The organism is Microbacterium sp. NPDC076911 (assembly GCF_040687125.1).
Lineage (GTDB): Bacteria > Actinomycetota > Actinomycetes > Actinomycetales > Microbacteriaceae > Microbacterium.
This window is the reverse complement of sequence record NZ_JBFBMP010000003.1, coordinates 295,133-309,191: the sequence shown is the minus strand read 5'-3', so window position 1 is coordinate 309,191 and position 14,059 is coordinate 295,133. Positions and strand designations below refer to the sequence as shown.

Genomic DNA, 14,059 nt, shown 5'->3' with positions numbered 1-14,059 from the left:
AGTGGTCGTGCTGAGCGCGTATCGTCGAGGCATGACGACGCCCGCTTCGCCGCCACCTAGCCGCACTTCCGGCACAACCTCCGCTCGCATCCCCGCAGTCCTGTTGAACGCGCTGCGCGGTGGGCTGGTCGGCCTCGCCGAACTGCTTCCGGGCATTTCGGGTGGCACCATTGCGCTGATCACTGGTGTGTATGAGCGTCTCATCGACTCCGCCTCGCACGGGGTCAATGCGGTCAAGCGGCTCGTGCTCGGACCACAGCGCCGTGAGGGGTTCATGCGTGAGTTCCGCGCCGTCGACTGGTGGCTGGTCATCCCTGTCGTCGTCGGCATGGCGGCGATGGTGCTGACCCTCGCCGGAATGATCGAGTCGCTGGTGGCGAACAACGCAGAACTCGCCCGCGGCTTGTTCTTCGGGCTTGTCGCCGCGAGCATCGTGGTGCCTCTGCAGCTCATTCCGAAAGTGCAGCGTGCGTTCGCATCCAAGATCCTCGGGGTACTCGTTTTTGTCGCAGCCGCGGTCGTGGCGTTTGTTCTCATCGACTTGGCGGGTGGCTCGTTCTCGGCCGAACCGCCGCTGTGGGTGGTCTTCATCGCGGCGGCGATCGCCGTTTGTGCGCTGGTCGTTCCCGGAGTGTCAGGGTCTTTCTTTCTGCTGGCGATCGGTTTGTACTCACCGACCTTGATTGCCGTCGATGAGCGCAACCTCTCGTACCTTGCGGTGTTCGCAACGGGCGCGCTTGTCGGGCTGATCACGATCGTGCAGCTCATGAAGTGGCTACTCGATCATCATCGACGCATCACGCTTTTGGCGATGGCCGGTCTGATGTTGGGCTCGTTGCGGGCTCTGTGGCCATGGCAGGCAACGGGCGATGACTCGCACGGCGTCGGCACTCCAGTTGCCCCCTATGACCCGGTGGCTGGCCCGATCCTGCTCATGATCCTCGGCGCCGGGATCGTATTCGGCATGATCGCGGTCGAGCGCGTCATTCAGCGACGTCACCTCGCGGCCACAGAGGCCTCGGTCGTTGCGGACATGCCTGCGAAGCATCCCGACGACTGACGCTCAGCCGCCCCACAGACCGAGGCCGCGTAGACTGTGTGGGTGCCTGCCGATCGCCTTCATCTCGTGCGTCATGGGGAGGTCTATAACCCCCGCCGCGTGCTCTACGGCCGGCTCCCCGGATTCGGATTGAGCGATGCTGGTCGCCGCATGACGCAACAAGCCGCCGAGTACGTGAAAACGCTCGATCGCCCCGTCACTGCGCTTGTGTGTTCGCCGCTGCAGCGCACGCGGGAGTCTTCTGAACCGTTCACTGAGCTGTTTGGCTTGGACCCGGTAATCGATGAGGGAGTCATCGAGCCCACGAACGTGTTCGAGGGTCGGCGTATGGTGCGATCGCTGATGAACCCGTGGAACTGGCGTCATTTGCGCACCCCCGCGCTGCCCAGTTGGGGCGAGCCCTACGCTCAGGTGATTGCGCGCATGAACAAAGCGATGACGACCGCGTGGGAGTCGGTTGACTCGGGCGATGTGGTGATCGTCTCGCACCAGTTGCCGATTTGGGTGACGCACCTCGCGGTAGCGGGACTACCCTCGCGCCACGATCCCCGCGAGCGTCGCTGCGCTTTGTCGAGCGTCACGAGTTTTGAAATGCCCGATGGCAAGTGGGCGGAAGTGTCCTACGCGGAACCTGCAACCACCGAGGGCGCTGTCGACGTGGGCGCCGTATGACATCGAAGTTTGCGAAGGCAGCTGCATCCATCGCCTTGGCTTTCACCATGGTGGCTTCTCTCGCCGCGTGCTCGAGTGACCCGCTCGCTGAGGCGTACCGTGAGGGCAGTAACAACGGCTTCATCGCCGCCGATGGCTTTCGCGTCGTAGAGATTCCCGAAGAAGAGCGCACCGAACCTGTCGAGTTTGACGCTGTGCTCGATAACGGCGAGACCGTGACGAGCGACGATTACCTCGGCGAGGTGCTCGTCGTGAATTTTTGGTATGCCGCTTGTGCGCCATGCCGACTTGAGGCCCCTGAACTTGAGGCCGCTCACCAAGAGTTCATCGATGATGAGGTCGAGTTTCTCGGCGTGAATCTCTACGACGGCGCCGAACAGTCACAGGCCTTCGCCGATACTTACGGCATCACGTATCCGAGCGCCCTGACCACCGTGGACGGTTCGATCAAGCTTGCTTTTGCGGGCAAGACCCCGTTGAACGCGGTGCCGGTCACCCTTGTGCTCGACCAGGAGGGGCGCGTGGCTGTGCGCATCATCGGAGTTGTCGAGAGTGCGTCAATTCTCGAGACGCTGGTGCGCGACACGCTGGACGAATCGTGAACCCCGGCGCCCTTGTTGCTGACGGCACCCTGCTCGTGGCTATTCCTATCGCTGTGCTTGCCGGGCTGATTTCGTTTCTGTCGCCCTGCGTTCTTCCGCTCGTTCCCGGATACCTCGGTTTCATCGCGGGCGCTGCGGCGCCGCGTCAGATCTCTGCCGGCGAGTCTTCTGAGAACGCTCGGCTTGCTCCCGACGCCTCTGCTTCTGCGGCAGTGGCCACTGTAGCTCCCGCGCGAAGTCGGCTATTGCTGGGGGTACTGCTTTTCATCGGCGGCTTCACCGTCGTTTTCATGAGCGTCGCGATGCTGGGGGGGACCCTCGGCAAGTTCCTGCTCGAATACGCCGACCCGATCACACGCATTCTCGGCGTCATCATCATCGTGCTGGGACTCGTTTTCATCGGTATCTTCGGCGTCGCGCAGCGCACGATGCGCCCGCAGGTGAAGAACAACGTGGGCCTTGTGGGAGCACCATTGCTGGGTGTTGCCCTCGGCATTGGGTGGACGCCGTGCATCGGTCCGACCCTCGCGGTCATTCTCGGTATGGCCTTTGACAGCGGCTCGGTATGGCGCGGCGCACTGCTCGGGTTCGCCTACTCGCTCGGTCTGGGCATTCCCTTCGTGCTGCTGACACTTGGCTTCGGCTGGGCAACTGCCTCAGTCGCGTTCTTGCGCGAACACATCCGCACCGTCAACATCATTGGCGGTAGCGTGCTCATCGTGCTTGGCCTGCTGATGGTCACGGGCATATGGACTCAGATCATGGCTCAGCTGCAGGGGGTGTTTGCAAGTGTCCCGCTCCCCATCTGACGCAGACATGCTTGAAGGCGAGCCGTTACGCCCTGCCGATCACGCGGACTCGTCGTCTGACGAAACGAAGTCGGCGGCGACCGACATTACGAACCCCTCGCTCGGGCTCATCGGCTGGCTTCGATGGGGCTGGCGCCACCTGATCTCGATGCGCACGGCCCTGGTGCTGCTTCTGCTGCTCGCCATCGCCGCCGTTCCCGGTTCGCTTGTGCCGCAGCGCAGTGCCGACCCCAACGGCGTCACGCAGTACTTCACTGACAATCCCGATCTTGCGCCGATTCTCGACAACCTAAGTCTGTTCGACGTCTACACATCGCCCTGGTTTTCCGCGATCTATCTGCTGCTTTTCATCTCATTGATCGGCTGTGTGATTCCACGCACCAAGCACCATTGGAAGGCCCTGCGCGCGCGTCCGCCGCGCACTCCGGCGCGGCTCTCTCGTCTGGACGCGTACCGATCTGAAACTGTCGCCCTCGGTGAAGGGCAGGATGCTGATTCCGCAGCGTCTGTTGCCATTGCCGCCGCGCAAAAGCAGCTCAAGAGCTCGGGCTATCGCGTTGAGCGCTATGACGGCCGCGGTGCAATGTCGGTGTCTGCCGAGCGGGGTTATCTGCGAGAGACCGGCAACCTCGTTTTCCATGCGTCGCTGGTAGGCGTCCTTATCGCTGTCGGAGTGGGCGGCGGGTTCACGCACACCGGCCAGAGCGTGATCATCGAGGGTCGCACCTTCGTCAACACGCTGCTCGACTATGCATCGTTCAACCCCGGTCGCTTCGTCGATGAAGAGCAGCTCTCGCCGTACGCGATGACGCTCGACAGCTTTGACGTCACTTATCAACCCGCAAACACCCCCGGTGCGGGCCAGGCTGGCGACTTCGTCGCGAACCTCACTGTGCAAGAGGCGGGCGGCGACCCCGTCGCAGCCGAGGTTCGCGTCAATCACCCACTCGAGATCGATGGCGACCGCGTGTATCTACTGGGCAATGGCTACGCACCGACGATCACCGTGAAGGACTCCGACGGCGAGGTCGTGTTTTCAGAGTCCGTGCCGTTTTTGCCGCAAGACACCAATATGACGTCGCTCGGCGTCGTGAAGATCGCCGATGGTCTTGAGGATCAGCTGGGCTTGGTGGGCTTCTTCTATCCCACGCAAGCGCCGCTCACCACGGGGGCCTTCTCTTCGGCGTACCCCGCGCTTGTGAACCCCGTGCTTTCCCTTGACGTCTATGCCGGCGACCTCGGCATCAACGACGGCATTCCTCGCTCGGTGTACACACTTGATCCGACGGGAATGGAAAAGCTCACCGGACGCGATACCGATGTCGAATCGATCGAGCTGGCTCCGGGTGAGACAGCTGATCTGCCAGACGGGTATGGCACGATCACGTTCGAAGACGAATCGCCCGCTGGTGCCGCGGGCTATGAGCAGTCGGTGAAGCGCTACGTGTCGCTCTCCGTGCATCGTGATGCGGGCGCAACCTGGGTGCTGCTTTTCGCGATTCTCGCGACAGCCGGCTTGATGGTGGCGCTGTTCGTGCCACGCCGTCGCATGTGGGTGAAGATCACGCCAGAACCAGGTTCCCTCACCGTGGAATACGCCGGCCTTGCGCGCGGCGAAGACCCGACGCTTATGGGCGCGGTTGACCAGGTGGCAGCCAAGCACAGGGCGTCGCTCAGCGCCGGTCAGAGTGCCTCTCCCGCGACGTAGACTGGCACGATGCAGGAAACCGCCGCTCTCTCACTCGAGTCGATCTCAGTGTTGCTGGTGTGGACAGCGATCGCGGTTTACGCGCTCGCGTTCATCGCCTACGCCGTAGATCTCGCCACACGCTCGGCCAGCAACGTCGACCAGAAGGACGCCGCTCTGCGCGAACGCGAACTGGTCGGTGCAGCGGCGGGAGCACGCGCGAACGCGATGACGCAACTACGCGACGAAGAGAACGCCGCCGAGGTCGCGCTGAACGCTTCACCCTCGCAGCGTCCCCGATACCTCTGGGCGCGCATCGGCACCTCGCTGACTGTCTTCGGCTTTTTGTTTCACCTCGGCGGAGATGTCACGAGGGGCATCGCCTCGAGTCGCGTGCCCTGGTCGAACATGTATGAGTTTGCCCTCACGGGCCTGCTGCTTGTCGTCGGTGTCTACCTCGTCACCCTGTTGCGCTACGATCTCCGCTTTCTCGGCTCCTTCATCACCGGCCTGGTAGTCGTTCTGCTCGGTGCTTCGGCGATGAACTTCTACGTCGAAATCACCCCTCTGATGGATCCGCTCAAGAGCGTATGGCTCGTCATTCACGTCTTTGTGGCGTCTTTGGCCACGGCGCTGTTTGCGATTGCATTCGGCCTCTCGGTGCTGCAGCTGATGCAGGCGCGACGGGAACAGAAAGTAGCTGCAGCAGCCGCAGCATCCACCACTGCCGTCAAAACGGGCCCAGGATTCCTGCGCACCGTTCCTAGCGCCGAGGCGCTTGAATCACTCGCTTATCGCTTTGCGATTCTCGGGTTCATCTTCTGGACATTCACTCTGATCGCAGGCTCGATCTGGGCGAATGATGCGTGGGGTCGATACTGGGGCTTCGATACGAAGGAAGTGTGGACCTTCGTGATCTGGGTGCTCTACGCCGGTTATATCCACGCGCGTGCCACCCGCGGCTGGCGGGGGTCGCGCTCGGCCTGGCTGTCGATCATCGGGTTCACCGCTGTGCTGTTCAACTTCACCATCGTGAACATGTTCTTCAAGGGCCTGCACGCGTATTCGGGCTTGAGCTGATTCCGCCCATGAGAAGGGCCCGCCGCTCGATGAGCGACGGGCCCTTCTCGTTTTCACCCGCTACTAGGCGGCTGTGGGTGCCAACAGGCTCTTGGATGAGACTGAGCGGCGCCGCGCCACCGCTAGCACTGTGACCGCGAAGCCGATCAGCGACCAGATGACTAGCCCCGCAAACGCTGCGCCGAAGCCGGTGGTGGCTGTGAGCGCCGCAAGCATGCCGTTGTATGCGGGGGTGGTCGGCAAGAGTGAGGCGAAGTCGGAAAGGACTCCGGGCACTGTCGACACGATGCCGGTAGCGAGCGCGAGCACCCCGATCATGGCGGCTACCCAGCGCCCGGCCCCGCCCAGCGCAGCCACGAGGGCTTGGTTCACTGCCGCAAAGGCCACGCCCGCCACGATCGCCATTGCGGCAAATGCGAACCAGGTAGACCACTCGTATGAGGCCGCGAACTGCACCACAGCAGCCACGAGCAAACCCTGCACGGCACCGATGGCAGCGGCTGGCGCCAACCCGCGGGCAGCCAGCAGCGCAGATGGCCTGCGGGAGCTCAGCGCACGTCGCGACACGGCTTGCAGCGCAATGAAGCTTCCTACGCCGCCGAACCACAGGGCAAGCATTGCGAGCAGAGGAATCGCCGACGCGCCGAACAGCTCGTTGCCGGTGCCCTCAGCCGAAACCGGATCAGCAACCACGGTTGCCAGCGCATCGGCTTCATCGTCGGTGTAGGTGGGGATTTCTTCGCTTGCCGTCGCAAGGCCGCTGGCGAGTTCGCTGGTGCCGTCGGCAAGCTGACCGACGCCGTCTGCCAGGTCGTCTGCTCCGGTGGCAGCATCGGTCGCTCCACCAGCCCATTCGCTTGAGCCGAATGCCCACGTGTTCACGCCCGCGCTGGCGGTGGTCGCACCGCTCGCCCACTGGTACGCCCCGTCTGCCCATGCGCTGGCTCCGGCGCCTGCCTCAGAGGCGCCCGCAGCCCATGTGCTAGCTCCGTCTGCCCACGTCGCGGTACCGGAAGCCAGTTCGCCGGCGCCCGCTGAGAGCGCACCCATCCCGAAAGCGAGGTCGTCCAGACCTGTCGCTGTTTCGCTTGCGCCGTCTGCTAGCGCAGTTACGCCAGTGGCCAGCGCGTCGGCACCCGCCGCGGACTGTTGCAATGCGGCGACGAGCTGCGGTTCGAATTCGGCAAGGCCAGCGATTCCATCGGCAATATTCTGCGAGTCGTCGAGAATGCCGGTGATCGTGGGCAGCGCATCGTTGGCAGTGTTGGCAACGTCTGTGACAGCAGCGCATAGTGCGGCGGAACCGCCCTCAGCGAGGCAGTTGGCGGCCAAGGTGGTGAGCTCTGTCGCGGCGTCTGTCACGGTTGCCTCGATCTGCGCACTGTTGTCGGCGAGGGTTTGCGATGCGGTCACAAGCTCCTCGGGAACATCGGGGAGGGCAGCCACCTCGTCAGCCATCACGGTGAGTCCCTCGGCGAGTTGTTCAGCACCGCCGGCGCTCGCATGTGCGCCGGCAGCCCAGCTGTCAAGGCCCTCAGCGGCCTCTGTCGTTCCTGCCGCGAGCCCCGCCGCGCCGGTGGCTATTCCACTCGTGCCGTCTGAGATTTCGTCGGCGCCGTCGGAGAGTTCTGCTGCACCGCTGGAAAGCTGGCCGATGCCAGATGAGATTTCGCCTGCGCCGCTTGCCAGGTCTCCGGCAGCGCCTGAGAGTTCGCCAATGCCCGACGAGATTTCGCTTGCACCGGCTGAAAGCTCCGTGGCGCCGCTTGCCAACTGGTCGACGCCGTCAGCCAGGCTGACGGTGCCTTCAGCCGCGCTAGTGGCCCCATCGGCCAATTCCTCTGCGCCGCCTGCAGCCTCGCCGAGTTGTTCTCCCAGAGTCGTGAAGCCGAGGAAGACATTTTCGAGATACACCGTCGACAGCTCGGATCCCATGAGTGATGCGGCAGCGGTGGCCACCTGCGCGGTGATCGCGTCGTCGACGATCAAGCTGTCTGGGGGAGTGGTGACGTCAATGGTCGCCTGCTCTGGAGTTTCTCCGGGCCGCGTCGAGAGGGCAGCAGCGGAGAAATTCTCGGGGATCGTGATCACTGCGGCATACGTGCCGTCGGCGAGGCCCGCTTCCGCGTCGTCGGTGTTCGACAGTGTCCATGTGAGGTTGCTGTCGAGGCTGTCTGATCCCTCGACCAGACCGGCGGTGAGTTGACGTCCCAACGGAACCAGCTGACCGTCAACATCGACCGGTTCATCGTTGTTCACGATTGCGGCGTTCAGATTGTCGAGGCGCTCGGTGGGGTTGTAGAGCGCAGAGATCAGGATGCCGCCGATGATGACGGGCAATAGCAAGACACCGATCAGCGTCAGCCACGTGATGGGACTTCGGGATTGAGAGCGTTCAAGGGGGAGAGTCATGCGTTCACCTCGGCGGTGGAAGTAGCGGGAGAAGGATGCTGGGTGAGGCTGATCGACGTGATGTCGACAAGCCTCGCGTCAGCGAGCAGAGAAAGAGCCGGGCCCTCGGCACGCGAGACTGTCACGACCGTGAGTTCGGCGCCGCGCTCGGATGCACGCTCGACGGCGTCACGCAGAACCGCGGCAGCCTGGTCACGTTCCGCGCCCTCTAAGACCTCTGGCGCTTCGATCACGATGGTGCGAGTGTTCCCTGCCAGCGCGCTGCGCAGTTCTTTGACAGGGTGCTCAGCGGCAGAAAGCAATGCGACGCCGACGTGGGCGCGCACCCAGGCAGCTCGGCCTGGGAGTAGGTGGCCTCCGACGCGCAGCAACCCTTGATCGGGAGTGATTCGACCCGCCACGGCGAGGGCAAAGGCTCTTCCGGCGCGGGCGTCTCCAGTCGCAACCAGTGCGGCTCCCGGTTCGACGCGGAAGGTTGCGCCAGCGAAGAGCGTGACTTCACCGCTTCGGTTGCCGCCGTCGGCATGAACGGCGACGTCCTCACCCACGACCGCCGCTGACGTATTGGGCTCTGGCCAGTTCGCAAGCTCAAGTTCACGCTGAACGGCTTCGCCTTCAATATCGAAGTGTGGAAGGGCCTTCTCGAGCCACTGCGGAATCCACCATGACTTCTCGCCGAGGAGCGCCATGAGTGCCGGGATCAGGGTCATTCGCACCAAGAAGGCGTCAATGGCGATACCTGCGGCGAGTCCGAGCGCGATGGGCTTGATCGAGGAATCACCTTCCGGTACAAACGCGACGAATACCGCGAACATGATTACGGCCGCCGCGGTGACCACCCGCGCCGAGGCGGTGAAGCCTGACCGAACCGCACCGAGCGCCGTCTTTCGATCAGCTTTGCCGCCGGGCGCGCGCACAGCGTGCACGTAGTCCTCGCGCATGCGCGAAACCAAGAACACCTGGTAATCCATCGCTAGGCCGAACAGCACTCCCATGAGCAGAATGGGCATGAAGCTGATGATGGGCCCCACCTTGGCGACGTGTAGTGCGTCGGCGAACCATCCCCACTCGAACACCGCCGCTACAACGCCGAACGATGCAGCCACTGACAACAGATAGCCGCCGGCAGCCATGAGCGGAACCCAGATGGACCGGAAGACGATCATCAGGAGGATCAGCGATAGGCCCACCACAAAGATGCCGAACGGAACGAGTGCGGCACCAAGCTGGTCTGACACATCGATGCCGATGGCGGTGAACCCGGTGACCTTGAGATCGACACCGTACTCGTCAAGCAGACGATCGTGCTGGTCGCGTAGCGTGCGAACAAGCTCTGCAGTTTCGGGGTCATCCGGAGCGGTCTCAGGAATGATCTGAATGAGTCCGGTGTCCGCTGACTCGTTGGGCGTTGACAGCGCTACTTCTTTGACGCCGGGGATCTGTTCGATTTCGGCCGCCAAGTCGTCCATCAACCCGACCGGATCCGTTGACGTCACGATGGTGCCGGTCATGATGAGCGGTCCGTTTGCCCCCGGCCCGAAGGTTTCTGCGGTGAGGTCGTATGCTTGGCGCGCTTCGCTTGAGGTTGGTTGTACGCCCGCGTTGGGAAGGGCAAGCGCGAGGCTGCTGGCAGGAATCGCCACAATTCCCAGGCCCACCACGACCGCGATGGTCGTAACAAGTGGGTGCTTCGTGACAAGCATCACCCAGCGATTCGATTTGGGCGGAGTGTGTGCAGAGACAGGGGTTGAGGGTTCCTGCTCGTCACTGTCGTCGGTTGGTTGCACGGGCTTGTTCTTGGCGAAGCCCCATCCGACGACGCGGCCCTTGCTGAAGCCCAGTAGTGCCGGTGTGAGAGTGACGGCAACGACCACCGCGATCGCGACGGCGACGGCGGCAGCAATACCCATTGTGGTGAGGAAGGGAATGCCCGCGAAGCTGAGGCCGATGAGTGCGATCAGCACTGTGACGCCAGCGAACACCACCGCAGAGCCAGCAGTGCCGGTGGCACGCGCGACCGATTCTTCGGGGTCGACTCCCTCGCGTACCTGGTCTTGATGTCTCGCCACGATGAACAGGGCGTAGTCGATGCCGACGGCCAGCCCCAGCATGATTGCCAGCATGGGCGTTGTTGACGAGACCGATGCGAATGCCGTTGACACGTAGATCAGCGCGATCGCCAGCCCCACGCCGATCAGGGCACTCACGAGCGGGAACCACGCGACAGCAAACGAGCGGAATGTGACGATCAACACAAAGAGAGCGATGAGCACTCCGACCGCTTCAATCAACGACAATGCGGGAATCGCAGCGGCGAAGAGCTCTCCTCCCATCGCAGCGCTTGAGCCTTCGGGCAGGGTCTCTCTCAATTCCGCTGAGATATCTGTGAGCGCCGTCGTTGTTTCCGCCGAGACCGTGGTGGCGTCACCGTCAAGTTGCACGCTGACGATGGCAGCAGATTCGTCATCTGCGATCGTGCCGTCGACAAGGTCGCCGAACGGGTCGGCGACCGTTGCCACGCCGTCGAGGTTTTCAAGTTCGACGATCGTGTCGGCGATGATCTCGTCGTACGGAGCATCTGTGATGCTGTCGCCTTCGGCCGCACCGATAATGAGGGTCGCACTCGCGCCGCTGGCAGAGGGAAAGCTGCGACTCAGCAGCTCTATGCCCTCTTGCGACTCTGAGCCCGGAATGCTGAAGGAGTTGTCGGTGCCCTTCATGAAGATGGCGGCGCTGCCGCCTGCGATCGCGAGCAGCAGGAGCCAGCCGATAAGAACTCGCCACGGACGGTTGTATGACCAGCGTCCAAGCGAGTACAGCAGAGTGGACACAGCGCCTCCGAGAATAAGGGTGTCAAACAAAACAGATACAGCGCCGTATCGGATACGTCAGTGTATCGTAGGCGCGTTTGATGCGATCAAGCTGAACAACTCGTGTGAGGATGAGAGCAAGGAGACGGAATGTCAGAGAGCATGGCGTCGCCCTCGCGCCGACGAGAGGCGACGAGGCAGAAGTTGCTGGATGCTGCGGCCCAGGTGTTCGCCGAGGTAGGTCTCGACGCAGCATCGGTCGAAGAGGTCTGCGAGCGCGCCGGGTTTACCCGCGGCGCCTTCTACTCCAACTTCGATTCGAAAGACGAACTCTTTCTTGAGCTCGCCGCGCGGGTATCTCTTTCGAGGGTCGAGGTCGTGCGCGCTCGGGTGCGAGAGCTCGAATGCGACGGGTCGCTGACTGCGACGCCGGCCAATGCGTTGCTGATCATTGAGCAGGTTCTCGACACCACCGCCTCGGACCGTCTTGCTGTGCTGTTGATGAGCGAGATCCGCATTAATGCGCTGCGCAACCCCGCACTTGCAACCGCCTACCTCGCCCAAGAATCGGAGCTCCTGGAGAGCGTCACTCAGATCGTCGACGACATTGCTGCAGCCAAAACGTTGGCGTTTACGTTGCCTGCGCGCGATGCCGCACGCGTGATGCTCACTGCTTGGGAGAGCGCGTCGGTGCGTGCGGTGATGGCTGGACTGAGTCAGGCGCAGATGCGCGAAGCGGTGAGCACCGAGCTTGCGATCGCCGCACACCTGGTCATTCAGTCACCCCAGAACTGAGTAGCGCGTGGCACCGGGTGATGCGTTCGCGCCACCACGCGACTCGCTCTGATGTTGCCGCATTCGCCGAGAGCAGGGCGGGATCAGGGGCTATCCTGCCCACCGTGAGAACGCCGTTGCTGGGGACCAGCGTGGGCGAGGCTATGTCGCTGGTGAACAACGCTGCCGTTCCAAGACCGCAGTCATAGTCGAGTTGCTCAAGCGATGCGGCCAAGGTGGCGCCCATCGACAGTCCGATGGACGTGTCTAGCGCGCTGGACACGACGGCGGGCAGGCCCGCTTCAGCGATGATCTCGAGTGCGCGATGCACGCCCCCGAGCGGCTGTGCTTTGACGACGAGAAGGTCAGCTGCGCCAGCACGCGCAACGGCGATGGGGTCGGTGGCTTTGCGCACGCTTTCGTCGGCCGCGATAGGGATGCCCATGTACTTGACCCGCCGTCGGATCTCGGCAAGTTCTTCCACGCTCATGCACGGTTGCTCGACATACTCCAGGTCGAACTCGGCCAGGGCATGGATGGCATGCTCGGCTTCGTCGACGTTCCAGCCGCCATTGGCATCGATGCGAATGCGGCCCTCTGAACCCATTTCCCCACGGACGGCGCGCACGCGCTCGACATCATCGACAAGTGTTTGACCTGGTTCGGCGACCTTGACCTTTGCTGTGCGGCACCCGTCGAAGCGTGCAAGGATCTCCGTCGCGCCGATGGCGCTCACGGCAGGGATGGTTGCGTTGACGGCAATCTCATGCCGCAGTGCTTTGGGTTGAGGCATCCATCCGAAGTCGATTGCCGCTGCGAGCCACGCTGCGGATTCGACGTCGTCGTATTCGATGAACGGCGAAAACTCGGTCCAGCCTTCGGGGCCTTCGAAGAGTGTCGCTTCGCGAACGCTGATGCCACGAAACGGGGTAGCGAGCGGGAGCGCAACAGTGCGCGTGCTCGCGAGGATGTCGGCGAGCGGGGGGAGTGTCATGTGCTCATCATTGCAAACCGTCAGCCGGATGCAAGGATTCGGTTAGAAGTGGAAGCCCTGGTTTTGAACTGAGCGCGCGCGAGCCTCGTTGGCGGCGGCATTGCTCACCCGACCGCTCGCACGCTCAGCGGCGTTCTTCGCCTGCTGCTGTTCATGCGTGAGCGGTGCGCCGAAGATTGCGTGCTTGACGCGGATAGCGATCGAACGAATGCTCATGGGGGTCTCCTTTTCGTTATTTTTTCATGCCAATAACGGTTTGGATAGAGATAACACAGCGCGCGCTGATCGGCCCGCACCAGCATCCATCCTCATAGGCTGGCAAACATGCTTCTAGACACTCCTGTGCGGCTGGGCGTTCAGCTCGCACCTCAACATGTGACCTACCCCCAGATGCGCGATGCCGTGCGCAAGCTCGAAGACATGGGTGTGGACATCCTCTTCAACTGGGACCACTTCTTTCCCCTATCGGGCGATCCTGAGGGGCTTCACTACGAGTCTTGGACCATGCTTGCCGCGTGGGCTGAGCAGACAGAGCGCGTCGAGTTCGGCGCGCTCGTCAACTGCAACAGCTACCGAAACCCTGATCTGCAAGCCGACATGGCGCGCACGATTGATCACATTTCGGCGCGCGGCGGCGAAGGACGCTTCATCTTCGCCACGGGGTCGGGGTGGTTTGAGCGCGACTACGCCGAGTACGGCTACGAGTTCGGCACCGCCGGATCACGTCTCAACGACCTGGCCGAAGGTCTGGCGCGCATCGAAGACCGCTGGAAGAAGCTGAATCCGGCGCCGACGCGCGCAATCCCCGTGATGATCGGCGGCAAGGGCGAGCAGAAGACCTTGCGCCTGGTCGCGAGGCACGCAGATATCTGGCATAGCTTCGTGGGCGCTGAAGAGCTGCCTCACAAGCTTGAGGTTATCGAACGGTGGGCAGACAAAGAGCAGCGTGACTTGTCGAGCCTGGTGGTCTCGAATGAGCTGCATCGACGCAGTGAAGACGGCGCCGACGAGCTGTATGCCGCTGGGACGAGACTGTTCACCCTCAACTTCAGTGGCCCCGACTATGACTACGACATCGTCAGGTCATGGCTACGTTGGCGTGACGCGAAGAACGGCTGACTCAGTCAGACTCACACCAGCCGCAAGGCGACGTGCTGAG

The 14,059-nt window shown here is 62.7% G+C and carries 12 protein-coding genes; 8 read left to right on the top strand and 4 right to left on the bottom strand.

The annotated features are described in order from the left end of the window. Positions 1-31 precede the first annotated feature (31 nt). From AB0O81_RS06240 to ccsB, 6 genes are read left to right on the top strand one after another with little or no spacing between them, the layout of a single operon-like run. Complete coding sequence (locus AB0O81_RS06240; RefSeq protein ID WP_363582324.1) at positions 32-1,060, top strand: DUF368 domain-containing protein; 1,029 nt, start codon at positions 32-34, stop codon at positions 1,058-1,060. Between the two features lie 42 nt (positions 1,061-1,102). Then, entirely contained in the window at positions 1,103-1,732 is a 630-nt protein-coding gene (locus AB0O81_RS06235) for a histidine phosphatase family protein (RefSeq protein WP_363582322.1), read from the top strand. Beyond that, positions 1,729-2,334, top strand: coding sequence for a TlpA disulfide reductase family protein (locus AB0O81_RS06230; RefSeq protein WP_363582320.1), 606 nt, complete (start codon positions 1,729-1,731; stop codon positions 2,332-2,334). The genes AB0O81_RS06235 and AB0O81_RS06230 overlap by 4 nt, the downstream gene beginning before the upstream one ends. After that, positions 2,331-3,143: a cytochrome c biogenesis protein CcdA gene (locus AB0O81_RS06225; protein WP_363582318.1), complete on the top strand. Its 813-nt coding sequence runs from the start codon at positions 2,331-2,333 to the stop codon at positions 3,141-3,143. The genes AB0O81_RS06230 and AB0O81_RS06225 overlap by 4 nt, the downstream gene beginning before the upstream one ends. A 7-nt stretch (positions 3,144-3,150) precedes the next feature. Then, the gene (locus tag AB0O81_RS06220) at positions 3,151-4,851 is read left to right on the top strand and encodes a cytochrome c biogenesis protein ResB (protein ID WP_363582636.1); all 1,701 of its coding nucleotides are present in this window, start codon (positions 3,151-3,153) and stop codon (positions 4,849-4,851) included. 9 nt (positions 4,852-4,860) lie between these two features. After that, complete coding sequence (ccsB, locus tag AB0O81_RS06215; RefSeq protein WP_363582316.1) at positions 4,861-5,910, top strand: c-type cytochrome biogenesis protein CcsB; 1,050 nt, start codon at positions 4,861-4,863, stop codon at positions 5,908-5,910. A gap of 63 nt (positions 5,911-5,973) precedes the next feature. Here the strand turns inward: ccsB and AB0O81_RS06210 are convergent, their stop codons facing one another. Both AB0O81_RS06210 and AB0O81_RS06205 read right to left on the bottom strand, forming a co-directional pair. Further along, positions 5,974-8,322: a YhgE/Pip domain-containing protein gene (locus tag AB0O81_RS06210; RefSeq protein ID WP_363582314.1), complete on the bottom strand. Its 2,349-nt coding sequence runs from the start codon at positions 8,320-8,322 to the stop codon at positions 5,974-5,976. Next, complete coding sequence (locus AB0O81_RS06205) at positions 8,319-11,153, bottom strand: MMPL family transporter (protein ID WP_363582312.1); 2,835 nt, start codon at positions 11,151-11,153, stop codon at positions 8,319-8,321. The genes AB0O81_RS06210 and AB0O81_RS06205 overlap by 4 nt, the downstream gene beginning before the upstream one ends. Before the next feature lie 129 nt (positions 11,154-11,282). On the opposite strand from AB0O81_RS06205, the gene AB0O81_RS06200 reads away from it, so the two are divergent. Further along, complete coding sequence (locus AB0O81_RS06200) at positions 11,283-11,927, top strand: helix-turn-helix domain-containing protein (protein WP_363582310.1); 645 nt, start codon at positions 11,283-11,285, stop codon at positions 11,925-11,927. Here the strand turns inward: AB0O81_RS06200 and AB0O81_RS06195 are convergent. Beyond that, positions 11,905-12,900, bottom strand: a complete 996-nt coding sequence (locus tag AB0O81_RS06195; RefSeq protein ID WP_363582308.1) for an o-succinylbenzoate synthase — start codon at positions 12,898-12,900, stop codon at positions 11,905-11,907. The two genes, AB0O81_RS06200 and AB0O81_RS06195, sit on opposite strands and share 23 nt — an antisense overlap. A gap of 42 nt (positions 12,901-12,942) precedes the next feature. After that, entirely contained in the window at positions 12,943-13,116 is a 174-nt protein-coding gene (locus AB0O81_RS06190; protein WP_363582306.1) for a hypothetical protein, read from the bottom strand. Positions 13,117-13,224: 108 nt separating this feature from the next. Between AB0O81_RS06190 and AB0O81_RS06185 the strand changes: the two genes are divergently transcribed. Continuing rightward, entirely contained in the window at positions 13,225-14,019 is a 795-nt protein-coding gene (locus tag AB0O81_RS06185; protein ID WP_363582304.1) for an LLM class F420-dependent oxidoreductase, read from the top strand. The last annotated feature ends 40 nt before the right edge of the window (positions 14,020-14,059 follow it).

Excerpts from the sequence above, each read along its gene's own strand:
- AB0O81_RS06185 (WP_363582304.1), top strand. The coding sequence starts at position 13,225 with ATGCTTCTAGACACTCCTGTGCGGCTGGGCGTTCAGCTCGCACCTCAA.
- AB0O81_RS06210 (WP_363582314.1), bottom strand. The coding sequence starts at position 8,322 with ATGACTCTCCCCCTTGAACGCTCTCAATCCCGAAGTCCCATCACGTGG.
- AB0O81_RS06240 (WP_363582324.1), top strand. The coding sequence starts at position 32 with ATGACGACGCCCGCTTCGCCGCCACCTAGCCGCACTTCCGGCACAACC.
- AB0O81_RS06195 (WP_363582308.1), bottom strand. The coding sequence starts at position 12,900 with ATGACACTCCCCCCGCTCGCCGACATCCTCGCGAGCACGCGCACTGTT.
- AB0O81_RS06220 (WP_363582636.1), top strand. The coding sequence starts at position 3,151 with ATGCTTGAAGGCGAGCCGTTACGCCCTGCCGATCACGCGGACTCGTCG.
- AB0O81_RS06190 (WP_363582306.1), bottom strand. The coding sequence starts at position 13,116 with ATGAGCATTCGTTCGATCGCTATCCGCGTCAAGCACGCAATCTTCGGC.
- ccsB (WP_363582316.1), top strand. The coding sequence starts at position 4,861 with ATGCAGGAAACCGCCGCTCTCTCACTCGAGTCGATCTCAGTGTTGCTG.
- AB0O81_RS06230 (WP_363582320.1), top strand. The coding sequence starts at position 1,729 with ATGACATCGAAGTTTGCGAAGGCAGCTGCATCCATCGCCTTGGCTTTC.
- AB0O81_RS06200 (WP_363582310.1), top strand. The coding sequence starts at position 11,283 with ATGTCAGAGAGCATGGCGTCGCCCTCGCGCCGACGAGAGGCGACGAGG.